Here is a 22713-nt window from a genome sequence, read left to right as displayed (position 1 = left end):
AGAGGTGCGCGCGGTGTCCGCCGCACTGCAATCGCAGCGCCGTCCCAGTGAAGGAGTTCCATGGACTACTCGGCAACGATCGTGGCACAGGCCCACGTCACCAAGCCCGACGCGCTGCGTCTGATTGCGAAGGCGGTCGGGTCGACCGTGCAGGATTCCGGGACGGCGCATCCGTTCGTGCCGCTCGTCGGCGGTGGTCGCGTCGAGGTCGAGATCCCCAAATTCGGCGAGGCCCCTCCGCTCGCGATCGATGTCTACAACCTCCACGGCGCCGACCAGGCCCGCGCCTCGGCGGTCTCCCTGCAGGCCGCCCTCACCGGCGTGACCGACTGGCCCACCGAGGTCAGGTAAATCCCCGGCGGTGGAGCCTGTCGAGGCCACAGGCCGCACTCCCGGCTCAGATCCGCTTGCTCGGCAGTGTGATCAGCGTCCGCTCCACCTCTCCGCCAGGAACCCTAGATGCGAGAGTTGTTCGCATCTTGTGGAGAGTTATATCGGAAGTCTATTCGCCGCTCACCACCGGGTGCGGGCACGCTCCTGGTCGACGACCGCCTCCCGGTCGACGAGGCGGCGCAGCCCGGCGAGCGGCTGTGCCATGCGGTGATTCCCCCGGATGCGCGGCTCCACCCGGTCGAGGAAGGCCCAGTACCCGGCGGTGAACGGGCACGCGTCTTCGCCCAGCCGTTTCTTCGGGTTGAACGTGCACGCGCCGCAGAAGTCGCTCATCTTCGAGATGTACGCACCCCCCGACGCATACGGCTTCGTGGCGACGATTCCGCCGTCGGCGTGCTGGGACATCCCGACCACGTTGGCGGGCATCACCCACGGAGTGCCGTCGACGAACGAGTTCGTGAACCACTCGGTGAGCTCGGCCGGCTGGTAGCCGCGCTGCAGGGCCCAGTTGCCGAGCACCATCAGTCGTTGGATGTGGTGCGCATAGCCCGTGCGACGCACCTCCCCGAGCACATGGCTCAAGCACTTCGCCCGCACCGCGCTGCCGTCGAGCTCCCAGAACTCGCGGGGCAGGGGCACCTGCGCCTCGAGGTGGTTGCTGCGCCGCACATAGTCCTCGCCCAGATGCCAGTAGAGGTGCCAGACCCAGTCCCGCCACCCCATGATCTGGCGCACCACGGCTTCCACGCTCTGCAGCGGGGCTCCCCCGGTCTCGTAGGCGGCGACCACGGCGTCGATCACCTCGCGCGGATGCAGCAGTCCCAGATTCAGGGGAACGCTCAGCCTCGAGTGGGCCATGGATTCATCCCCGAGCAGCGAGGCGTCCTCGAACGGACCGAAGTCGCCCAGGCGCGTCTCGACGAAATCGGCGAGCGCGGCGAGCGCCTCCGCCCGGGTGGCCGCGAACCGGCGCGGGCCGTCCTCACCGATCAGGTGGACGCGCCCCTCCGCCTGCCACCGGTCCAGGTCGATGCGTACCTGCGCGTCGATATCGTCTTCGACCGGACAGAACGGGTCCGGCAGCCCCAGGTTCACCGCTCCCTTCGGCGGTGGCTGGCGATTGTCGTGGTCGAAGTTGAACTTGCCGCCCTCGGGGTCAGGTCCGCGCATGAGCAGCCCGGTCTCGGTGCGCACCTGTCGATAGAACTGGTCCATGATCAGACGCGACGGCGGCCGGTCGGCCGCCCAGAGCGCGAAGTCCGCCTCGCTGGTGACGAAGCCGCGGCTGGGCAGCACCCGCGCGCCGAGCTCCCGCACCAGGGCACGGGAGCCCCACGATGTGGGATCGACCACCTCGAGGTCACGGCCGGCGAGCACGTCCCGGTAATGCTCGGCGTGCAGGTATTCCACCCGGTCACCGAGTTCCCTGGCCCGGTGCCGGAGGGCGCTCAGGATCAGGTGCGCTTTGGCCCGGTGATAGGTGCGTTGGCCCAGAACACCGACAGCCTCCACCATGAGAAGAGGTCCGCCGTCATCGAAGTGGGGGCCGAGCTGGTCGGCGAAAATTAAGCGAGGCGCTGCCATGGTTCCGAGTTTAGGATGCTGCCGCGCACCCGGCAGCGCATAGCGGCCATGCGCCCCGCCGCGGGGGAGGTTCGAGGCCGATGCCCAGCCACCAGGAGTTAGCCTCGGTCAATGAGCAGGTTCGTAGACAGTTGGCGGTCGCATCTTCTGGTGACCCTCTCCGGAAACGGCGAGGGGCGCCCGCACTGGGTCGACAAGATGGAACTCGGCGACGACGTCGGCTTCTTCGGTCCGGGCTCGGCCTCCTGGGCCGTGCACGGCGGGATGGCGACGATGGTCGCCGGCATCCGTGCCCTGCTCATGCAGACCCTGCATCCCGGCGCGATGGCCGGCGTGCACGACTGGTCGCGCTACAAGGAAGACCCGCTCGGACGACTCTCCGGCACGATTCAGTGGCTGGTCACCGTGACCTTCGCCGACACCACCCTGGCCGAGCACGAGTCCTCTAGGGTGGGCCGGTTCCACGACCGGGTCGCCGGAACCTATCGCGACGCCCAGGGGATCGAGCGGCCGTATTCCGCCGGAGACCCCGAACTGCTCGCCTGGGTGCACATCGTCTTCACCGACGCCTTCCTGGCCACCCACTCGATCTGGGGAGGCCCCATCCCAGGTGGCGCCGACGGCTACGTGCGCGAGTGGGCCAAGGCCGGAGAGCTGATCGGCGTGCACAATCCGCCCCGTTCCGCATCGGAACTGCAGGCACAGCTCGATGCGTTCCGGGATGCCGGCATCCTGAAAAGCGACGAGCGCGTCGCCGAGGCGGTTCGATTCATCCGCAATCCACCGCTCCGTCGGGGCATGCTGCCGTTCTACCGGGTGATGTTCGCCGGCGCCGTCGCCTCGATCCCCCGCGAGTACCGTGAGCTGCTCGGCCTCCGGCGCTCCCTGCTGCCCGTGGTCTGGGCCACCGGAGCCGTTCTCGGCCTGGTGCGCCTGCTGCTGGGCCGGTCGTCGACCTCAGAGGATGCCGCCCGCACCCGCATCGCACGCCTCGCCGAGGCGAATCCCGCCTAGGCTTGGGGGATGCCTCCACGCCCGGGTCGCCGGAGTGCGGCCGGAATTCCAACCCGCCGTGTTCCGTATCGGGTGGTGGTGCTCGGCCTGGCGGCGCTGTCCGTGGCGGCACTCTGCCTGGGTGCACTCGGACTCAGTGGCGTTTTCCCTTTCTCCCCGCCCGCGGCCGACAGCACTGTGCAGGTGGACCGCCCGGATGAACGCCCGCTGCGGGTTCTGTTCGTCGGGGATTCGATCAGCTACGGCCTGAACGCCGAGCGGCAGGACCTTGGGTTTCGTCCGCTGATGGTCGATGCCCTCTCGGCAGACGGACCGATTCAGGAATTCCACAAGAATCGCGCCGGCGCCACCACTCGCACGGTGTCCAGGCTGGTCGACGTACCCGAGAACCTCGACCTGGCCGTGGTCGAGCTGGGCACCAACGACGTGGTGCACCAGACGGCACCCGACGAGTTCGCGCGCAGCTACCGCGCACTCCTGCGACGCCTGCACACGGAATCGCCCGGGGTGCCGCTGCTCTGCGTGGGCACCTGGGGCAGCGCCGGTGGCGCCGACGGGTCCGACGCCTACAACACGCTCATCGACGAGGAATGCGCGCGGCAGGGTGGCGCATTCGTCAGCCTGTACGGGCTATACCCGGTCGAGGCCAACCGGGGGCCGGCCGGACGGGATGTCTTCGGCGGAGCCAGCGACCGATTCCACCCCAATGACACCGGCTACCGGGCGATCGCGGATCTCCTGCTGGGCAGGATCGCCGTTCACTGACCCACCGGCGCCGTCCTCGCTCGCAGTCGCCCACGGCGGCTTGCATATCGCGGCGCGAAAGTACACCCCCTTGTCGACGCCCTCGATTTGAGGAAATCTCTAGGAATGAGAGAAAACGACTGGGTGTTGACCGTCCACTGCCGAGAATGCGGGATCGGCGCCACCGCCCATGTCGGGAACGATCTGCGCATCGTCTGGCCGGCTATCGTGCACGAGGGCGGCTGCGAACTCGCCGATGACGAGGACCTCGTGGAGTCCCGCTTCGGGCATCCCGTGCAGGGACACCGCCAATCCGCCTTCGCCGGCTGACGCCAACCTATCCGCGCGACCGAGCACTCCATATGACGCCGCCGATGGCCACCGCCGCTCCCGCGAACAGTCCCATCGCCAGGAAGAGCATGAGGACCCCCGGGCGCGCAATCGATTGTCCGGCGAGCGCCTGCCCGGTCAGCAGCGCGAGCACGCCCAGATAGAGGACCATCAAAACCCCGATGATGCCCACCCGCACCCTCCCGACCCGGAGCACAGGCACCCACCGGGCCAGGAGCTCGAGCAAAAGGACCGCCAACGGCAGCATCTGCAGGGCGTGCATCCCGACGAAGTGCGGGATGCGCAGGTCACCGGCCACGGTGCTCCAGCCCAGCATCGGCAACCCGGGGCCACCGTCGGACAGGCCGACAGTGTGAGCCCCGGCCACACCCTGGAACGAATCCAGCTGGTCCGCGGTGGGATCCGTCATGAGAAAGGCGAGCCCCATCCCGAGCACGGCGATGAGCCCTCCCGAGCGCACGGCGAGCGACCTGGCCCGGTCTCCGAGATCAGCCCGGAAGAGCAGGAACGCGAGAATCAGCGTCGCCAGCCAGACCACGACGATCGAGAACGCCATTACCGACCACAGCACGGATGCGAGTGGGGTTGAGACGTTGAAGTGGCTCGTCACTCCGACCGAGGCTGCCCCGACGATGACGACCATCTCGATGGCCAGGGCGACCATCGCAGCGGTGCCGATCCACCAGGCCAGGTGCCTCCGCCGAAGGAGCGGGAGCAGCCAGGCCAGGGTAAGCCCATACACCAGCACGCTGATCGAGAATTTGAGCGGCTTAGCCCAGATCGGAGCGCCGGTGAGTGTGCGGTGGTCGACCAGGAGCCCGATCAGGCACATCACGACCAGCACAGCCATGGCCACCGACATCCAGAGCAGGGGCCGATGCCAGACCAGGGGGCGAAGCGCCCGGTGCAGCCGGGACGATTGGGACGACTGGGACGACTGGGACGACTGGGACGACTGGGACGACTGGGACGACTGGAACGACTGGCTGGACACGATCACTCCTCGGACCTTGCGGTTTGGTTGCCTGGTTTCGTTGCCTGGTTGTGTTGGCGGGTTCCTTGGCGGGGCGTGCGATCCACGTCAGAGCTCGGGCGCCGGAGGCGCTGAGTACCGTAGCGAGGACAGATGCTCCTGGGCCGCCCGGCGCAGGCCTGAGAACAGCGTGTCGCCGAGCGCTGTGCCCACGACGACGATCTCCGCCTTGGCCGCCCGCTCGATGCGGGCGTCGAGTTCATCGATGTCGGCCTCGGCCGCCACGAGGGCGGCGGCGGCGTAGCGCCGGAACCAACCAGCGGCGTCGATCTGGCCGATTCCCGTGAACGTGTCGAAGACCCGGGCCGCCGCGAGGCGACCGGGGTTGTCGTCCGAGACGTGCCAGCCCGCCATCAGCGCGTCGACGTGGGCCAGGGCGTCCGCCGTCACCGTCGTCGGATCGACCGCCTCGGAGACGGCATGCTGGGCGATCTCGAATGTCTCCGGCAGGGGGAGCTCGGAATCGATGGCTTCGAGCACGCGCCGGGCGGCTGCGACGGTGAGGCCACCGACCTCGGTCAGGCCGAGGATGAGACGGATGCGACCGAGGTGCGCGTCTCCGTACAGCGCCTGATTCGGACCCGTGCGAACGCCAGGCGGGAGCAGGTTCTCCCGCTGATAGAACTTGATCGTCGCGACCGCCACACCGCTGCGTGCGCTGAGTTCGGCCATCTTCATGGCGGCGTCCGCCATGGTCAGGCGTCCGCCCGCACGGCCGGCGCCCGATAGCTCTCGATCACGGCCGCCAACGACTCCGCCCATGGTGTGGCCTGCACACCGAGCAGTCGCTCGGTCTCAGTGGAGTCAACCAGGAACGGCCGGTTGAACTGGTAGGCCGAGTCGTTGGCCGCTCGGATGAACGGCAAGAAGACGCCGAGCAGTCGCAGGAACGCCGGGCTCATTTCCTTGACGCTGCCCTTTTCGCCCGTGAGCCGATTCACCCGCTCGGCGATCTCGGCGCGGGAGAGCGGCTCCGCAGCCGGCACGTGCCAGACCCGGCCCCACGGCCCGCGGTAGTCCGCGGCCGCGATCAGGGTGGCGACGATGTCGGCCCGGTAGCACCAGCTGTGCGGTTCGGTCGCGCTGCCGAAGATCCGGGCGCACCGGCCGGCGAGTACGGGCCCGAAGAAGGCCGAGCCGAGTTGGCAGTTCCGGCCGGCGCCCGGTCCGAAGTAGTCGCTCGCCCGCACCTCGACCACCTCGATCTCGCCCCGGGCCTGGGCGGCGAGCGCGAGCGTCCAGCCCTCGGCTCGCACCTGCCCCTTCGGCTCGGTCGGGTGCAGCGGCGTCGTTTCGGACATGGGCATGGCGCTGTCCTCGCCGTAGCCGTAGAGGTTGCCCATCAACACCAGCCGGGCCGAGGACCGGTGGGCCGCTTCGATGGCGGCCCGGTGCATCGGGGGCCACAGTTCCGGCCAGCGGTGATACTGGCGAGGACCGGTCGCGAGGAAGATCGTGGCGGCGCCTTCTGCTGCGGTGGCCAAGGCATCCGGATCGGACGCGTCGAGGGTGACCGACGTCGTGCCGGACACGTTCGTGCCGGAGCGGGTCGCGAGCAGCACGGTGTCCCCACGCGCGACGAGGGCGCGGGCGAGGGCTTCGCCGATGTAGCCGGCGCCGGCGATGAGGTGGACGGTCATGAGAATCTCCTCTGCGGACGACGCGAGAGCCGTCGTACAGATAGTTAGAATGTCTGATAGCCATGCTATCAGATACCTTGACTATCCGGAAGGAGTTGAATCCTCATCTCCGGGTTTCGCCGGGGCGGGGCTGGGCTCGACTGCCGAAGTCACTCACCGGTCGTTAGTGCTCGGGGGCGAAGAACGCGCCGATCGCGACGCTCAGCGCCACCGGGTCGTTCACGTGGCACAGTTCGCGGGCGGAATGCATCGACAGCAGCGGGATTCCCACGTCGACCGTGCGGATGCCGAGGCGCGTGGCGGTCAGCGGCCCGATCGTGGAGCCGCAGGGCACCGTGTTGTTCGAAACGAATTCCTGGTACGCCACGCCGGCCTGCGCGCAGGTGCGGGCCCAGAGCGCGGCACCGGCGGCATCCGTCGCGTAGCGCTGGGTGGCGTTGATCTTCAGGAGCGGCCCGCCCCCAGCGACGACCATATTCGCCGGGTCGTGCTTCTCCGGGTAGTTCGGGTGCACCGAGTGGCCGGCGTCGGCCGAGAGGCACCAGGAGCCGGCGTAGGCGCGCAGGCGATCGCTGACGGATGCCCCGAGCCCCGCCCCGATCCGCGTCAGGATGTCGTCGAGCAGCGGTCCGCTCGCGCCCGAGCGGGTTTCGGAGCCGAGTTCCTCGTGGTCGAAGGCCGCGAGCACCTGGATCTGCCCGGCCGACGTGGGGGCGGAGATGAGAGCGACGAGGCCGGCGTGCACAGAGGAGAGGTTGTCCATCCGTCCGGCGGCGAAGAGTTCGTCGCCGAGACCGAACCGGGCCGGTGCCGCCGTGTCAGCCGTGATGATGTCGTACCCGGCGACATCCTCGCCCGCCAGCCCGGCCAGACCGGCGAGGTGCTCGACCAGATCGGCCTGGCTCTTCTCCCCCACCCCGAAGACCGGGGTCAGGTGCCGCTGCCGGTCGAGGGTGAGGGCGGTGTTGGCGTCGCGGTCGAGGTGGATGGCCAACTGCGGGATGCGGCAGAACGGGCCGGTACGCACGAGGTGCTCGGTGCCGTCGACGGTGGTCAGACGGCCGGCGAATTCGAGTTCGCGGTCGAGCCAGGAGTTCAGCAGCGGGCCGCCGTAGACCTCGACCCCGGCCTGCAGCCAGCCATGGGCGCCGATGGTCGGCTTCGGCTTCAGTTTGAAACCGGGCGAATCGGTGTGGGCGCCGAGGATACGGAACGGGGTCGTCGGGCCGGCGTCGGCCGGCTGCACCCACGCGACGACGGCGCCGTCGCGCAGGATGTAACGGCGGCCGGGTTCGTTCGACCACTCCTCCGTTTCGCTCAGACGGTCGAAACCGGCGCCGTCCAGGCGGCGGGCGACCTCCGCCGCCGCGTGGTAGGACGACGGTGAGGCCGTGATGAAGTCGGCGAAATCGGCGATGTAGTCGGGTTGGGAGGTCATGGGACAATCCAACCACTCTGCGTTCTATGTACACATTCACGGGCCGCACGCACGGCCAGTCGTTCACGGCCAGGAGGAGCGCACCCATGATCCAGCCGAACAAACCCCCGCACCCGGCCCGCGCCGCGATATTCTCGTGGCAGAGCGGCATCGACGGGCGCGAGTCCACCCCGACGGAACTCTTCAACCCCCTGTCCTAGCATTGGATGCCTGACAATTCCCAGAACCAGCGGCATGTGGGCCTCGCCGTGGCCTACAGCGTCTGGGAGTACTACCAGTCCACCGGTAACACCGAATTCCTGATTCACCAGGGTGCCGAGATGCTGCTCGAAGTGGCCCGCTTCTTCGCGAGCCTGGCCCGCTACGACGAGGTGGACGACCGCTACGACATCGTCGGGGTGATGGGGCCGGACGAATTCCACGACGGCTACCCCGGTGCGCCGGGCAGCGGCGTCCGCAACAACGCCTACACGAACGTGATGACCGCGTGGGTGCTGCGCCGCGCGGTCGACACCGTGGCGCTGCTGGAGAACCGGGACTGCCGGCCGCTCTGGAACCGGCTGCGACTTCGGCCGGACGAGGTCGACCAGTGGGCCCGGATCAGCCTGCGGCTGCGGGTGCCGTTCCACGCCGACGGCGTGATCAGCCAATTCGAGGGCTACGAAGACCTCCCCGAGTTCGACTGGGACGCCTACCGGGGCAGGTATCATTCCATCGCTCGGCTCGACCTGATCCTCAACGCCGAGGGCGACAGTACGAACAACTATCGGCTCTCCAAGCAGGCCGACGTGCTCATGCTGCTCTACCTGCTCTCCGCGGAGGAGCTGCGTGACCTGCTCGAGACCATGGGTTACGAACTGCCGCCGGAATCCATTGTGCGAACCGTCGACTTCTACTCCGCACGCTCCACCCACGGCTCCACGCTCAGCAACGTGGTGCACTCCTGGCTGGACGCCAGCCGCGACCGGGAACGGTCCTGGGTCTACCTGACCCGGGCCCTCGACAGCGACCTCGGCGACATCCTCGGCGGCTCCACCCACGAGGGCATCCACCTCGGCGCGATGGCCGGATCGGTCAACATGGTCGTGCACTGCTACACCGGGCTGGAGATCCGGGAGGACATGCTCTGGCTGCACCCCGTGCTGCTCGACGGCGACGCCGAGGTGCTGCACAGGCCCGAGGCAGGCGACGGATTGGTCGAGTACTTCCGGTGTATCGCCGGCGAGCACTCCGACTGGGCCGAGTACCGGGCGTCGATGGCCCTGCAGGACAAGGCCCGGATCCGCATCACCCCCACCCGGTGGAGCCCGATCGGTACCGGTGGGTTCCCGGCCGAGGTGGCCGCCCGGCTCGACGCGCTGTAGCCGAGCCCGGCGCACTGTCACCCGCATCTGCGAAGCTGGACGGATGACCGACACCCGCGCCGCCGCCCTCGAGATCCTGCGCAACCTGGTCGGGCGTGACGACGCCGACTTCCACGAGGGGCAGTTCGAGGCCATCGAGACCCTCGTCGACCAGCGCCGCCGGGCCCTGGTCGTGCAGCGCACCGGGTGGGGCAAGTCGGCCGTCTACTTCGTCGCCACACTGCTGCTGCGCCGCCAGGGTGCCGGCCCCACCATCCTGGTGTCACCGCTGCTCGCCCTGATGCGCGACCAGGTGGCCGCGGCCGCCCGGGCCGGGGTGCGCGCCGTGTCGATCAACTCCGCCAACCCGCACGAGTGGGCCGAGGTGCAGCAGCAGCTGCAGGGCGACGAGGTCGATGTGCTGCTGGTGTCGCCGGAGCGGCTCAACAACCCGAAGTTCCGCGACGAGCAGCTCCCGGCGCTCCTGACCCGGGTGGGGCTGCTCGTCGTCGACGAGGCCCACTGCATCTCCGACTGGGGGCACGATTTCCGGCCGGACTACCGGCGCCTGCGCGACCTGATCGCCCAGATGCCCGCCGGGGTGCCCGTGCTGGCGACCACGGCCACGGCGAACAGCCGGGTGGTGACGGATGTCGCGGCGCAGCTGGTGACGGCCGGCTCTCCGCTCTCCACAGGCTCTCCGCACTCCACAGGCTCTCCGCACTCCACAGGCACTCCGGTCCCGACAGGCTCGACCACCGGGGGCACCGAGGTGGTCACAATCCGGGGGCCGCTCGCCCGGGCATCCCTGCGCCTGGGCGTGCTGCGGTTGCCGGACTCGCGCACCCGGCTGGCCTGGCTGCTCAGCCACATCGACGAACTGCCCGGCAGCGGCATCATCTACACCCTCACCGTCTCGGCTGCGGAGGACACCGCCCGGCTGCTGCGGGAGGCCGGGCACCCGGTGCGCGCCTACACCGGGCAAACCGACACGGCCGAGCGGGAGGAGTCCGAGGGAATGCTCAAGCGCAACGAGGTCAAGGCCCTGGTCGCCACCAGCGCCCTGGGCATGGGGTTCGACAAGCCCGACCTCGGCTTCGTGCTGCACCTGGGTGCCCCGTCCTCACCCGTGGCCTACTACCAGCAGGTCGGCCGCGCCGGACGCGCCACCGAGAACGCCGACGTGCTGCTGCTGCCCGGAGTCGAAGACGAAGACATCTGGCAGTACTTCGCGACCTCCTCGATGCCCAGCCAGCACAAGGCCGAGGCCGTAATCGGGGCGCTCACGGACCACGGCGGCGCCCCGCTGTCCACGCCCGCGCTCGAGGCCCGCGTCGACCTCAAGCGCAGCCCGCTCGAGCTGCTGCTCAAGGTGCTCGACGTCGACGGCGCCGTGCGCCGCGTCACCGGCGGCTGGGTGTCCACCGGCCAGCCCTGGCTTTACGACCGGGAACGCTACGAACGCATCGCCGCCGCCCGGGTGAACGAGCAGCAGGCAATGCTCGACTACGAGCGCACCACCGGCTGCCGGATGGAATTTTTGCAGCGTGCCCTCGACGACGACACCGCGGTGCCCTGCGGTCGCTGTGACAACTGCACCATGGCTTGGTTCCCCGGCGACGTGGCACCCGAGATGGCCTCCGTCGCCGCCGCGTCGCTCGACCGCGTCGGAGTGGCCCTCGAACCGCGCGCCCAGTGGCCTACCGGGGTGACGAGCCTCGGCGTCAACGTACGCGGAAACATCCCGGCCGGCGAACGGATGCTGCCCGGCCGCGCCCTCGCCCGCCTCACCGACCTGGGCTGGGGCGGGCCACTCCGCGACCTCTTCGCCACCCAGACCTCCGATGCCCCGCCCACGGATGCCCCGGCGAGCCCGGCCCTGATCCAGGCCTGCATTCGCGTGCTGGCGGAATGGGGCTGGGATGAACGACCGGCCGCGGTGGTCAGCGTGCCTTCGCGGCGGCATCCGTTGCTGGTCGGATCGGTGGCACAGGCGTTCGCCGACGCGGGCCGCCTGCCCTGGCTCGGCTCGCTCGACCTCGTGAACGGCGGCCCCACCGGCACGGCGGGCGGCAACAGCGCCTACCGACTCGCCAACGTCTGGGACCACTTCGCGGTGGGGTCGGAGTTGGCCGCGGCCCTCGAAGCGGTGCAGGGCCGGCCGATCCTGCTCGTCGATGACCTCGCCGACAGCCGCTGGACCCTCACGGTCGCGGGTCGCTTGCTGCGCCGCCAGGGGGTGGCGGCCGTGCTGCCGTTCGCGCTGGCGTTGAAGTCCTGAGCTGTTGAAGTCCTGAGCTGTTGAAATCCTGAGCTGTTGAAATCCTGAACCGCCGGAAACCTGAACCGCCGGAAACCTAACCCCCTGGACAACCGTCCTCAGTGCAGGGCGCGCAGCCTGACCGTGCGCCGTCGGCCGACCTTGTCTGCCACGACTCCCCCGGCCTCGTCGCCGTGGGCGGCCTGCATCGAAAGACGCACCAGGTCCACGCCGCGCAGCCCCGGCCAGCCCTGCACCAGGTGGCGCCAGGCCGTAGGCACGGATTCCAGCCCCCAGCGGGCTGCGGTCAGCGCGCCCACGGCACCCGCCACGGCGTCGGTGTCGCCACCGCCGCGGGCCGCGGCTTCGATGGCACGGCGCACCTGGCCGGCATCCGTTCCCCGGGCGTGCGTGATGGCCGACCAGGCGGCCTGCAGGGTCTGCACGACCCAGCCGTTCCCCGGGAAGTCCGCCGGCCGTTTACTCTCGGCCTCGTCGAACCGGGCCGACCAGTCCCCGCGGCGGTCGCTCGGCAGGGCGTACAGGCCCACCCGAATGTCGAGTTCGCCCTCGAGCACCGCGTGTCGCAGGGCGAGCCCAAACAGCACGCAGGCGTCGCCTGCCTCGGTTTCGGGGTGCGTCAGCTCGCTGACCAAGCGCGCTGCCCGGGCCAGGGCGACCGGATCGCGAAGGAACGCCAGCGCCACCGGCGCGGTGCGCAGAAGCGATCCATTGCCGGCGCTGCGCCCGTTCCGGTCGTGCTGCTCCTTCGCCGCGCGGCGCACGGACTCTGCGTTCGGCTCGCTGGCGGAGAGCACCTTGCCCAGCTGCACGCCGGCGTACGGTGCCGATTTCGCCCAGCCCACCCAGTGGGCCACGACGTGGTCAAGGACCGCCTCGTCCCGGAGATCCCTGCCCTCCGCCGCGGCCATCGCGAGCGGCACGGCCAGTGCCGTGTGGTCGGTCCACTCGCCGGGCGCCCAGTGGAAACCGCCACCGCCGCGCATGCTGACCGAGGTGGTTTCCGGCAACGGCCCGGCGAATTCGTAGCCCGCCCCGAGGGCATCCCCGCATGCCATGCCGAGCAGCATTCCGGCCGATCGGTCATGTTGGTCGGCAGTCAGCTTCATGCGGGCTCCTCCGGGTTGGGCCGAATCCGGTCGGGTAAGGACCGTTGTACGGTCGGGTAAGGACCGTTGTACAAGCGAATCCGAGATCAGGCATCGGATGCTCGCCACGCCCGCAGCCTAATCCGGCCCAAAATACCCGACAAGGCCATTGACTGGGCCCTGTGGGGTGTGTGACGCCGGGCGTCACGGGAATATTGACCGGAGCCCACTGCTTGTTAGTCTTCGGAAGTCGCTTTTCGGCGGCGGATACGCTCCTGCAACCTCGGTTAGGCCAGAAACCATGAAGCTCAAGATCCTGTCGGCGGTATTCCTCACAGCGCTCACCGTGTCGCTGGCCGGCTGCTCCGCGGGTGCCGGCACCGACGAGGCGGCAACCACCGGCGCCGACACCTCGCTGTCCTCCGTCACGGACGCCGGCGTTCTCACCGTGGGAACCGAGGGCACCTACCGCCCGTTCACGTTCCACGAGGGCGGCTCCGGCGCCCTGACCGGCTACGACGTCGAGGTCATCGAGGCCGTCGCCGCCGAACTGGGCGTCAAGGCCAAGTTCGAAGAAACCCAGTGGGACGGCATCTTCGCCGGCCTCGAGGCCGGACGCTTCGACGTCATCGCCAACCAGGTCACGGCGACCCCGGAACGCGTCGAGAAGTACGACTTCTCGACCCCGTACACCGTCTCGACCGGCGTCATCGTGGTGAAGAGCGACAACACCTCGATCACCTCCTTCGAGTCCCTGGCCGGCAAGACCACCGCGCAGTCGCTCACCAGCAACTGGAACACCCTCGCCACAGAGAGCGGCGCCAACGTACAGGCCGTCGAGGGGTGGGCCCAGTCGGTCGCCCTGGTCGAACAGGGTCGCGTAGACGCGACCGTGAACGACAACCTGACCTTCCTCGACTACCAGAAGCAGACCGGAGCCGCCGGCCTCAAGGTCGCCGCGAACACCGACGAGAAGTCTGCATCGTCCTTCGCGTTCGTCAAGGGCAGCACGGAACTGACGGATGCTGTCGACGCGGCCCTCGCCAAGCTCGCCGCCGCCGGCACCCTGACGTCGATCTCGGAGAAGTACTTCGGGTCCGACGTCTCCAAGTAACCCGTTCCAGCCATGAACCAATCTGCCTGGGAACTTTTCTGGACCTCGCTCGGTCCCATCGTGCACGGGGCGATTGCCGGTACGATCCCGCTGGCCCTCGCCTCGTTCGCGATAGGAATCACGCTCGCGCTCGGCTTGGCGCTGATGCGCCTGTCCCGGCGCCGGTGGGTGTCCGGAATCGCCCGGGTCTACATCTCGATCGTTCGCGGCACCCCGCTGCTGGTTCAGCTGTTCGTGATCTTCTACGGTCTACCGTCTCTGGGCATCCTGATCGACCCCTGGCCGAGCGCCGTGGTGGCGTTCTCGCTCAACGTCGGCGGCTACGCCGCCGAGGTGATCCGGGCGGCCATCCTGTCTGTGCCCAAGGGGCAGTGGGAGGCGGCGTACATGATCGGCATGTCGCACCGTCGCGCGCTGACCCGGATCATCCTGCCGCAGGCCGCCCGCGTGTCGGTGCCGCCCCTGTCGAACACCTTCATCAGCCTGGTCAAGGACACCTCCCTCGCCTCGCTGATCCTGGTCACGGAGCTGTTCCGCGAGGCGCAGCAGGTGGCCGCCTTCAGCCAGGAATTCATGCTGCTCTACCTCGAGGCCGCCCTGGTCTACTGGGTGATCTGCCTGGGTCTGTCCTCGATCCAGAGCGTTCTCGAGAAGCGATTGGACCGCTATGTCGCTCACTGATCCGACCGACCCCACCGACTCGACCGACAGGGATGCCGCGTCGGCCCCGGGCGCCCTGCTCCGGGTGCGGGGCCTGCGCAAGAGTTTCGGCCCGAACCAAGTGCTGCAGTCCGTCGACCTGGCGGTGGGCCGCGGCCACGTGCTCGCGCTGATCGGCCCGTCGGGCTCCGGCAAGACCACCATCCTCCGCTGCCTGAACGGCCTGGAACTGGCCGACGGCGGCACGATCGACGTCGCCTCGGAGGTCTCGCTCGACTTCGGCACTCCCCCGGCGAAGAAGCAGCTCGCGGCTCTGCGTGACCGTTCGGCCATGGTCTTCCAGCACTACAACCTGTTTCCGCACAAAACCGTGCTGGAGAACGTGCTCGAAGGGCCCGTGGTCGTGCAGCGGCGTCCGAAGGCGGAGGTCGAGGCGGAAGCGCTCGCGCTGCTCGACAGGGTGGGCCTCAGTACCAAGAAGGACAGCTACCCGTTCGAGCTCTCGGGCGGTCAGCAGCAGCGCGTGGGAATCGTGCGCGCGCTCGCCCTGCGGCCGCAGCTGTTGCTCTTCGACGAGCCCACCTCCTCGCTCGACCCGGAACTCGTCGGGGACATCCTGCGCCTGATCAAGGAGCTGGCCGTGGAGGGCTGGAGCATGGTCATCGTGACCCACGAACTTGAATTCGCCCGGGAGGTGGCCACCGAGGTCGCCTTCGTCGACGGCGGCCGGATCGTCGAGCACGGCGACCCGAAGCAGATGCTCCGCAACCCGAAGGAGGAACGCACCCGGCAGTTCCTGCACCGGCTGCTGTTCCCCTTCTAGGCCTCCGAGCCCCTTCTAGGCCTCCGAGCCCCTTCTAGGTCTCCGAGCCCCTTCTAGGTCTCCGGGTCGGTCCGCTCCGCGGGTTCGGGGTCGGGCCGATCCGCTGCCCGGAGTGAGCCGGCATGCGCTCGTGCCGTGGGATCCCGGCGCGTCTTGACCAGGCTGGCAATCGTGGTCACGGTCAACACCACACCGATTACGATCAGGCTGAGGTTCGTGCTGATCTCCGGCACGCGGTCGTCAAGGCCGTGTCCCCAGTGCAGAACAAGTTTCACACCGATGAACGCCAGGATCAGGGACAGGCCGGTCGACAGGTACACCAGCCGGTCGAGGAGTCCCTTGACGAGGAAGAAAAGCGCCCTGAGCCCGAGCAGGGCGAAGGCGTTGGCCGTGAAGACGATGTACGCCTCATCGGTGATTCCGAAGATCGCCGGGATCGAGTCGAGTGCGAAGAGGAGATCGGTGCTGCCGATCGCGATCAGCACGATGAACAGTGGTGTCACGGCGCGGCGGCCGGCGATGCGGGTGAACATCCGACCGCCGACATAGTCGTCGGTCACGGTCAGACCCCGACGGGCCACCCGGACCAGCACGTTGTCCTGCACGTCGGGGTCGACATTGCGGTGCCGGTACAGCTGCACGGCCGTGAAGATCAGCACCAGGCCGAAGATCAGGAACATGAAGGAGAACAGCGAGAGCAGGGCGGCGCCCAGCGCGATGAAGATCGCCCGCAGGATGAGGGCCAGCACGATTCCGAAGATGAGCACCTTCTGCTGGTATTTTTCCGGCACGGCGAAGGTCGCCATGATGATCACGAAGACGAAGAGGTTGTCGATGGACAGGCTCTTCTCCACGATGTACCCGGCGAAGTATTCCGCACCGAAGCCCCAGCCCACCTGGACCGCGAAAACGAGGCCGAACAGGATGGCGACCGCGATGTACAGCACCGACGAGACTGCGGCCTCCCGGAATTTGACCACGTGCGGCCGAGCCATGGCCAGGCCCAGGTCGAGCGCGAGCAGACCCAGAATGAGTGCGATAGTGAGCGTCCAGCGGAGCGCAGTTACTTCCAGCAACTGTGACCTTCCTGTCGTGTCCTCAATGAGGATTTTCGGCGTGATCACTAATGTTAGGGACCAGTTGGGTGATTAGGTGACTGTGGTTCAGGGCCGGTCAAGCGAGCGGCCTGCCCCACTGATTCCTCAGCTCGGCAGCACTATTCTTTTCCAGTGACTTCAACAGTAATTCCTACGGTGGCCTCCGATTCAGCATCGCCCTCCGCCCTCCGACGCCTCTCGGGTCTGCTGCGCATCGCCATGGGGCTGCTGCTCTTCGCGAGCATCATCACACAGATCGCCGACCAGCTCTGGAACGACGCGTTCGTGGCCACCGAGTACTTCGGCTACTTCACGATCCAGTCGAGCCTGATGAACGTGGTCGTGCTGCTCGTGGGAGGGTCCCTCGCGTTGAGAAGCCGCGTCGACCCCCAGCTTCTCACCGCGGTACGGATGTCGGTGCTCACCTACGCGGTCGTCACCGGCGTGGTCTACAACGCCCTGCTCCGCGGCATCGTCTCCGACGGTTTCATCGGGGTGGGCTGGCCCAACGAGGTGCTCCACGTCTGGGCGCCGATCTTCATCGCCCTGGACTGGATTCTCTCGCCGGGGCGACCGGCTCTGGCCTGGACGCGCTTCGGCTATGCCCTGATCTACCCGGTGCTCTGGGTGGTCTACGCACTGCTCCGGGGAACGCTGACCGGCTTCTACACCTACCCGTTCCTCGACCCGGCGCAGCCGGGCGGCTACCTCGCCGTTGCCCTGTACGTGCTCGGTATCGCGCTCTTCATCGCCGGTCTCGCCGCGGCGGCCATCGCGGCCAGCCGCATCCGTCCCCGCGCCCTTGAGCCGGAACCCGCGGTCTGACCGGAGGTCGTCCGGCCGTGGCGCCGCCGGCGCCAAGTTGGCGAACACGGCGATCATCTCGTCGATGCTGTGAGCCGCGTTCGACGGATGCCGGAACGGCCGGTTCCGCTCGACGCTGTAGTGGTTTCGCCGCCCGACCCGTTCGCGCCGAATGTACCCGGCCTCGACCAGGTCCGCCGTGATGCTCAGCGCCGCCCGGGACGACACCCCGACCGTGTCGGCGAGCTCCTGCACCCGTGCATCCGGATTCCCCGCGATCGCGAGGAGCAGGTGCGCGTGGTGGGTGAGGAACGTCCACGGCTTGCCGGGGGCATCCGGCGGTGCGGGTAACGGATCGGTCAGCGTTGCGGGTAGCGGATCGGTCAGGGGTTCGGTCATCGGCGGTTCTCGTTCTCCTTCTGGGGCTCGGACTTAGGCTCAGGCTTGGGCTCGGGCTTCTGCCCGGGCTTCTGCTCGAAACTGCGGGCCGGGCGGCGCCAGACCGGCTCCAGCTCGGCGAGCTCCGCGGGGGTGGCCTCGCGGAACGAGCCGGCCGCGTCGGCCTCGACCTCCCGACGTCCCTGGCCGCGGGTGGCACGGAGGCTGAGCACGACCGACACCGTGATGATCAGCGCGATCACACCCAGTGAGACGGTTGTTGGGATGTAGAAGACGTCGAGCAACAGCATCTTGACACCGACCCAGACCAGCACCAGGGCGAGCCCGATCTTCAGGTAGACGAACCGGTGCATGAGGTCGGCGAGCAGGAAGTACATCGCCCGCAGGCCGAGGATCGCGAAGGCGTTGGCGGTGAAGACGATGAAGGGCTCGCTGGTGACCGCGAAGATGGCCGGGATGGAGTCCACGGCGAACACGACATCCGTCACCTCGACGAGCACAAGAACGGCCAGCAGCGGTGTGGCGAGCAGGATCCCGTTCTTGCGCACCAGGAAGCGCTGGCCGTGGAACGCGTCGGTCATCGGGATGAAGCGGCGGAAGAGGCGCAGCACCGGCGACTTCTCGGGGTGCGCGTGTTCGTTGCGGGTGCGGATCATGCGGTAGCCGGTGTAGATCAGGAACGCGGCGAAGATGTAGAGGATCCAGGAGAAGTTCTCGATCAGCACGGCGCCCGCGGCGATGAAGATACCGCGCAGCACGAGCGCTCCAAGCACGCCGAGGAACAGCACGCGGTGCTGGTACTGGCGTGGCACGGCGAAGGCGGCGAAGATGATCGCCCAGACGAAGACGTTGTCGACCGCGAGGGACTTCTCGATCAGGTAGCCGGCGTAGTACTGCTGACCGTACTCGGCCCCGGCAGTGCTCCAGATCACCGCCCCGAACCCGATGCCGATGACAACCCAGACCACCGACCAGATCGCGGCCTCGCGCACCCCGATCACATGGGCCTTGCGGTGGGCGAACAGGTCGACGGCGAGCATGACGGCGATCACGCCGAACACCGTCAGCCAGGCGTAGAGGGGAACGTTCATGGGAAATGCCTTCCAGTCCGTAGTACCACTGGAGGTCTGGTCCAACCCGGATCGGGTTCCTGCGGCCGGGTTCCGATGACGGAACCGTAATGACGACCACACGCTGGGGATTACTCCCCTCCGAAAACAAGTGAAGCATACTTCACCCTTTGGAGCAAACCGGGGCGGTTGAGCAGCGTCGCCACCGCGACTACCGTGGATTGGAACGAAGGAGGATCCCATGAAGGGCTTTGTGGACAACATCGAAGACGCGGCCATCCGCAACTCGAATTTCCGGCAGGTGCTGTACACCGCGGAGAGGATGCAGCTGGTCGTGATGGCGCTGGAACCGGGTGAGGACATCGGAGAAGAGGTGCACTCGGATCGAGACCAGTACTTCCGGGTGGAGAAGGGCAAGGGCGAGATCTGGATCGACGGCACCAAAACGAAGATCCGGAAGAACTCGGCCATGATCGTTCCGGCCGGCACCCGGCACAATGTGCTGAACTCGGGCGGCAAAGTGCTGCGGCTGGCCACGATCTACGCCCCGCCCGAGCACCAGGACGCAATCGTTCACCGGACGAAGGCGGACGCCCACTCCTCGGAGGAGCACTTCGACGGCACCGTCACGGAACCGAAGGCGAAGCGGCGGTCCGCGAAGCGGGCCACAGGACAGGCCACCGCGAAGTCGACTGCAAAGTCGACTGCGAAGTCGACTGCGAAGACGCCTGCGAAGACGACTGCGAAGACGACTGCGAAGAAACCGGCCACAAGGTCAGCGGCCAAGAAGACAGCGGCTAAGCGGCCCGCCACGAGCGCGCGGTCGGCCGAGACCGACTAGCCGGGTCAGCCCTAACGAATACGACGGAGATTTTGGCTGTTTCGTACTGAAACGGATGATTAGGGACGACTACCAGCAAAATCTCCGTCGAATTCGTTCGACACCGACTAGCTCGCGGGTGCCGCCTGCGTCCGCCGCGCGTGAAGGGCGCGTTCTCGCATCGCGAGGAAGAGCGGGAAGGTGAAGGCGAACGCCGTCAGGCCGGAGAGCAGCACGTAGAGCCAGCCCCGCTTCATCCCGAGGCGCCTGGCCTCGACGATGATCAGGATGCTGCCGGCCACCGCCACCACCAGCAGGTCCACGGTGAGTGACGACACCGCCGGGCCGCTGTTCACCCAGTCGCCGAAGAAGTCGCGCAGCGCCGCGATCGCGAGCAGGTTGAAGGTCCAGGTGCCCACGAGGCCGGCGAGGCTGAGCGCCAGGTAGACGACGGCGAGCGGGGTCCAGTTTTTGGTCATGCGTCATTATCGCCGCCCGGTAGGGTCGAGAGCCGACCCTCTGGGAGCACCATGCCACACTCACCCCGCCGGCCGGCGTCGACTCGCAGCCGTCGTTCCCGGCGCGGGCCCGTCACCGCCCTGATGGTGATCCTGCCGCTGGCCCTGATCTGGGCGATCATGGTCGGCGTGCCCGGTCTGGTGCCGGGAGAGACATCCGTTCCCTTCCCGAACGGATCCGCGGCCCCGGCGGCGGGTGACGCGGCCGACCTGCTCGCCACCCTCCCGGTCAAGGGCAAGGCCGCGAAGACGGGCTACGACCGCACCGGGGACTTCGGCTCGGCCTGGCGAGACGTCGACGACAACGGATGCGACACCCGCAACGACATCCTGGCCCGCGACCTCACCGAAATCGTCACCGACGACACCTGCCGGGTGCTCAGCGGCGAGTTGCTGGCTCCGTACACGGGCGAATCGGTCAGATTCGAGCGCGGCGAGACCAGCTCGATGCACGTGCAGATCGATCACCTGGTGGCCCTGTCAAACGCCTGGCAGACGGGTGCTCAGCAGTTGGACCAGGACGCGCGGATCGCTCTGGCCAACGACCCGATGAATCTGCTGGCCTCCGACGGCGCCTCCAACTCGCAGAAAGGCGATGGGGATGCCGCCACCTGGCTGCCCGCGCAGAAGTCGTTCCGCTGTGAGTACGTGGCCCGCCAGATCTCTGTGAAGGCCACCTACGGCCTGTGGGTGGCCCCGGCCGAGCACGACGCCATGGCGCGCGTTCTCGCTGCCTGCCCGGGCCACCCTGTCTATGCGTTTGCGGCCGGTTCGCGCTAGTCCAGAACCAGCACAGCACGAACCGGCACAGCACGAACCAACGACAGCACGAACCGGCCCAACACGTCTAGGCCGACAGGAGGTTCTCGCCGATCTCGCTGAAACCCTGGTCGGTGACGGTGATGACCAGCTTGGCCGGGATCTGCTCCTTCATGGAGTCGACGTGGCTGATCAGACCGATGGTGCGGCCACCGGCGCGGAGGCCGTCCAGGGTGCTCATCGCCGTCTCCAGGGTGGCTCCGTCGAGCGACCCGAAGCCCTCGTCGACGAACAGGGTGTCGAGGGCGATGCCGCCGGCCTGGTTTGACACGATCTCCGCCAGCCCGAGGGCGAGGGCCAGAGACGCCAGGAACGTCTCGCCGCCCGAGAGCGACTGGGTGGGACGGGCTCGCCCGGTGTGCGCATCCCGGATCATCAGCCCGAGCCCGGACTGGCCGCCCCGGAACTGCACTGAGTCGTCGTGCTCGAGCGTGTAGCGGCCGCCGGTCATGGTGCGCAGCCGGTTGTTGGCGGCCGCGATGATCTGCTCCAGCTGCGCGGCGAGAACGTAGGTCTCCAGGCGCATCCGTTTCGTGTTGGGTTCGTCGCCGTGCACGGCCGCCGCCAGCTCCCGCACCTGCGTCTGCGTGGACAGGAGTTCCTCGCCGGCATCGAAGTGCACCCGGGCATCCGTGACCAGGCCGGTCAGGACGACCACGCGCTCCCCCAGCGACCCGCGTTCGGCCAGCGCCGTGTCCCGCTCCGCCGCGGCGGCGGCCAGGGCCTCCCGGGCCGGACCGACGTCGGTCAGTCCGGCGGGCAGATCCGTGAGCGCGGCCTCGGCGAGCACCGACCGCCCCGCCGCGCGCGAATCGTCGTGGGCGCGGATCAGTTCCTCCAGCTGCCGCACCTCGGCGTCGTTCCGATGGGCGGCGGTCGCGGTCTGCTCGTCGGCGAAGTCTTCACGGACCAGCTGGGTCTGTACGGATGCCTCCGCGGCGTTCCGCAGACTCCGGCCCTCACGGCTGTGGTCGAGGGCCGCGTCGAGGGCCCGCGCGGAGGCCAGCCCGGCCTGCAGCCGATCGACCCGGCAGACGACCGAGGCGAAGCCGCCGCGCTGGGCGGCCACCCGGTCGTCGATGGCCTGCCGGGCGCTGCGTCGATCGGCGAGCCGGGCAGCCGTCTCATCGCGAGTGGAGCAGAGGTCGGCCAGGACACGGCCGGCTTCCTCGAGTTCGGCCCGCAGCCTGCTTTTGTCGAGGCCGAGTGCCGCGGCCCGCACGCCCGCGGTAACGGCCTCGGCCAGGGCGACCTCGGATGCAGCCATCTCGGCGATGAATTCGTCGAGGGTGCGCGCCCCGGCCCGGGCCCGGGCCTCAGCCAGCGCGGTGGCCACGGCGCCGGTGACGGCGTGCGTCTGCTCGAGTCGGGTCTGCCCCTGCTTCAGCAGTGCCCGCGCCGAGACGATATCTGCTTCGGTGACCGGTTCGTCGTCGCCGGTGGCGGGAGCCGGGTGAGCGGTCGACCCGCACACCTCGCACGGCTCGCCCGGCACGAGGTGCGAGGCCAGCTCGACGGCGTGGCCGGCCAGCCGCCGGTCCACGAGGGTCTGGTAGCCCACCGCCGCCGCCGCGTTCTCACCGGCGGCGACCGCATCGGCCAGGTGTGCCGCCGACAGCTCGGCGTCGAACCGCCGCACCTGGCCGGCCGCGGCCTGCGCCACGCGCAGCCGCTCTGCCT

The 22713-nt window shown here is 68.4% G+C and carries 22 protein-coding genes and 1 pseudogene; 12 read left to right on the top strand and 11 right to left on the bottom strand.

Annotated elements, in window-relative coordinates; genetic code table 11:
• The first annotated feature begins 60 nt into the window (after positions 1 to 60).
• A complete protein-coding gene (locus E3O67_RS12695) occupies positions 61 to 351 on the top strand; it encodes a hypothetical protein (RefSeq protein WP_134427659.1) in 291 nt (96 codons plus the stop codon).
• A 162-nt stretch (positions 352 to 513) separates the two neighbouring features.
• Here E3O67_RS12695 and E3O67_RS12690 read toward each other — a convergent pair whose 3' ends face one another.
• Positions 514 to 1977: a cryptochrome/photolyase family protein gene (locus tag E3O67_RS12690; RefSeq protein WP_135102854.1), complete on the bottom strand. Its 1464-nt coding sequence runs from the start codon at positions 1975 to 1977 to the stop codon at positions 514 to 516.
• Between the two features lie 111 nt (positions 1978 to 2088).
• On the opposite strand from E3O67_RS12690, the gene E3O67_RS12685 reads away from it, so the two are divergent.
• The 3 genes from E3O67_RS12685 (at position 2089) to E3O67_RS12675 (ending at position 4065) form a co-directional block, all read left to right on the top strand.
• Complete coding sequence (locus E3O67_RS12685) at positions 2089 to 2991, top strand: oxygenase MpaB family protein (RefSeq protein WP_134427663.1); 903 nt, start codon at positions 2089 to 2091, stop codon at positions 2989 to 2991.
• A gap of 9 nt (positions 2992 to 3000) precedes the next feature.
• Positions 3001 to 3756, top strand: a complete 756-nt coding sequence (locus E3O67_RS12680; RefSeq protein WP_135102853.1) for an SGNH/GDSL hydrolase family protein — start codon at positions 3001 to 3003, stop codon at positions 3754 to 3756.
• A gap of 105 nt (positions 3757 to 3861) precedes the next feature.
• Positions 3862 to 4065, top strand: a complete 204-nt coding sequence (locus E3O67_RS12675; protein WP_134427667.1) for a hypothetical protein — start codon at positions 3862 to 3864, stop codon at positions 4063 to 4065.
• A 7-nt stretch (positions 4066 to 4072) separates the two neighbouring features.
• On the opposite strand, the gene E3O67_RS12670 is transcribed toward E3O67_RS12675, so the two are convergent.
• The 4 genes from E3O67_RS12670 to E3O67_RS12655 form a co-directional block, all read right to left on the bottom strand.
• On the bottom strand, positions 4073 to 5080 hold the full coding sequence (locus E3O67_RS12670) for a hypothetical protein (protein WP_198418983.1): 1008 nt from the start codon (positions 5078 to 5080) through the stop codon (positions 4073 to 4075).
• A gap of 87 nt (positions 5081 to 5167) precedes the next feature.
• Complete coding sequence (locus E3O67_RS12665; protein ID WP_167726624.1) at positions 5168 to 5812, bottom strand: MerR family transcriptional regulator; 645 nt, start codon at positions 5810 to 5812, stop codon at positions 5168 to 5170.
• Positions 5813 to 5814: 2 nt separating this feature from the next.
• Positions 5815 to 6759: an NAD-dependent epimerase/dehydratase family protein gene (locus tag E3O67_RS12660; RefSeq protein ID WP_134427669.1), complete on the bottom strand. Its 945-nt coding sequence runs from the start codon at positions 6757 to 6759 to the stop codon at positions 5815 to 5817.
• A 163-nt stretch (positions 6760 to 6922) separates the two neighbouring features.
• Positions 6923 to 8197 (bottom strand): M18 family aminopeptidase, encoded by a 1275-nt coding sequence (locus E3O67_RS12655; protein ID WP_135102851.1) that lies wholly within the window; start codon positions 8195 to 8197, stop codon positions 6923 to 6925.
• Between the two features lie 206 nt (positions 8198 to 8403).
• Here E3O67_RS12655 and E3O67_RS17510 point away from each other — a divergent pair, with 206 nt between their 5' ends.
• Together E3O67_RS17510 and E3O67_RS12645 are read left to right on the top strand one after the other, a co-directional pair.
• Complete coding sequence (locus E3O67_RS17510) at positions 8404 to 9561, top strand: hypothetical protein (protein ID WP_167726622.1); 1158 nt, start codon at positions 8404 to 8406, stop codon at positions 9559 to 9561.
• A 43-nt stretch (positions 9562 to 9604) separates the two neighbouring features.
• Entirely contained in the window at positions 9605 to 11821 is a 2217-nt protein-coding gene (locus E3O67_RS12645; RefSeq protein ID WP_135102850.1) for a RecQ family ATP-dependent DNA helicase, read from the top strand.
• 98 nt (positions 11822 to 11919) lie between these two features.
• Here E3O67_RS12645 and E3O67_RS12640 read toward each other — a convergent pair whose 3' ends face one another.
• Positions 11920 to 12930, bottom strand: coding sequence for an ADP-ribosylglycohydrolase family protein (locus E3O67_RS12640; protein ID WP_135102849.1), 1011 nt, complete (start codon positions 12928 to 12930; stop codon positions 11920 to 11922).
• Between the two features lie 280 nt (positions 12931 to 13210).
• On the opposite strand from E3O67_RS12640, the gene E3O67_RS12635 reads away from it, so the two are divergent.
• From E3O67_RS12635 to E3O67_RS12625, 3 genes are read left to right on the top strand one after another with little or no spacing between them, the layout of a single operon-like run.
• Positions 13211 to 14023 (top strand): amino acid ABC transporter substrate-binding protein, encoded by an 813-nt coding sequence (locus tag E3O67_RS12635; protein WP_134427677.1) that lies wholly within the window; start codon positions 13211 to 13213, stop codon positions 14021 to 14023.
• A 12-nt stretch (positions 14024 to 14035) separates the two neighbouring features.
• Complete coding sequence (locus E3O67_RS12630) at positions 14036 to 14704, top strand: amino acid ABC transporter permease (protein ID WP_134427679.1); 669 nt, start codon at positions 14036 to 14038, stop codon at positions 14702 to 14704.
• Positions 14691 to 15506, top strand: coding sequence for an amino acid ABC transporter ATP-binding protein (locus E3O67_RS12625; protein WP_135102848.1), 816 nt, complete (start codon positions 14691 to 14693; stop codon positions 15504 to 15506). The genes E3O67_RS12630 and E3O67_RS12625 overlap by 14 nt, the downstream gene beginning before the upstream one ends.
• A gap of 53 nt (positions 15507 to 15559) precedes the next feature.
• Here E3O67_RS12625 and E3O67_RS12620 read toward each other — a convergent pair whose 3' ends face one another.
• On the bottom strand, positions 15560 to 16582 hold the full coding sequence (locus tag E3O67_RS12620) for a TerC/Alx family metal homeostasis membrane protein (RefSeq protein ID WP_135102847.1): 1023 nt from the start codon (positions 16580 to 16582) through the stop codon (positions 15560 to 15562).
• A gap of 153 nt (positions 16583 to 16735) precedes the next feature.
• On the opposite strand from E3O67_RS12620, the gene E3O67_RS12615 reads away from it, so the two are divergent.
• Entirely contained in the window at positions 16736 to 17428 is a 693-nt protein-coding gene (locus E3O67_RS12615) for a Pr6Pr family membrane protein (protein ID WP_135102846.1), read from the top strand.
• A gap of 147 nt (positions 17429 to 17575) precedes the next feature.
• On the opposite strand, the pseudogene E3O67_RS12610 reads toward E3O67_RS12615, so the two are convergent.
• A pseudogene (locus E3O67_RS12610) lies at positions 17576 to 17806 on the bottom strand (winged helix-turn-helix domain-containing protein); the annotation flags it as partial.
• Entirely contained in the window at positions 17803 to 18897 is a 1095-nt protein-coding gene (locus tag E3O67_RS12605) for a TerC family protein (protein ID WP_135102845.1), read from the bottom strand. The gene E3O67_RS12605 and the pseudogene E3O67_RS12610, both read right to left, overlap by 4 nt.
• 220 nt (positions 18898 to 19117) lie before the next feature.
• Between E3O67_RS12605 and E3O67_RS12600 the strand changes: the two genes are divergently transcribed.
• Complete coding sequence (locus tag E3O67_RS12600) at positions 19118 to 19717, top strand: cupin domain-containing protein (protein WP_135102844.1); 600 nt, start codon at positions 19118 to 19120, stop codon at positions 19715 to 19717.
• A gap of 107 nt (positions 19718 to 19824) precedes the next feature.
• Here the strand turns inward: E3O67_RS12600 and E3O67_RS12595 are convergent, their stop codons facing one another.
• Complete coding sequence (locus tag E3O67_RS12595; protein ID WP_134427688.1) at positions 19825 to 20175, bottom strand: DUF2834 domain-containing protein; 351 nt, start codon at positions 20173 to 20175, stop codon at positions 19825 to 19827.
• A gap of 51 nt (positions 20176 to 20226) precedes the next feature.
• Here E3O67_RS12595 and E3O67_RS12590 point away from each other — a divergent pair, with 51 nt between their 5' ends.
• Entirely contained in the window at positions 20227 to 20994 is a 768-nt protein-coding gene (locus E3O67_RS12590; protein WP_134427690.1) for an HNH endonuclease family protein, read from the top strand.
• A gap of 67 nt (positions 20995 to 21061) precedes the next feature.
• On the opposite strand, the gene E3O67_RS12585 is transcribed toward E3O67_RS12590, so the two are convergent.
• The coding region (locus E3O67_RS12585; RefSeq protein WP_304999340.1) for an SbcC/MukB-like Walker B domain-containing protein at positions 21062 to 22713 on the bottom strand (1652 nt) is incomplete at its 5' end.

Source organism: Cryobacterium sp. TMT3-29-2 (assembly GCF_004564305.1).
Classification (GTDB): domain Bacteria; phylum Actinomycetota; class Actinomycetes; order Actinomycetales; family Microbacteriaceae; genus Cryobacterium; species Cryobacterium sinapicolor.
The sequence above is the reverse complement of the archived record's forward strand: the minus strand, read 5'-3'. Positions and strand labels throughout refer to the sequence as shown.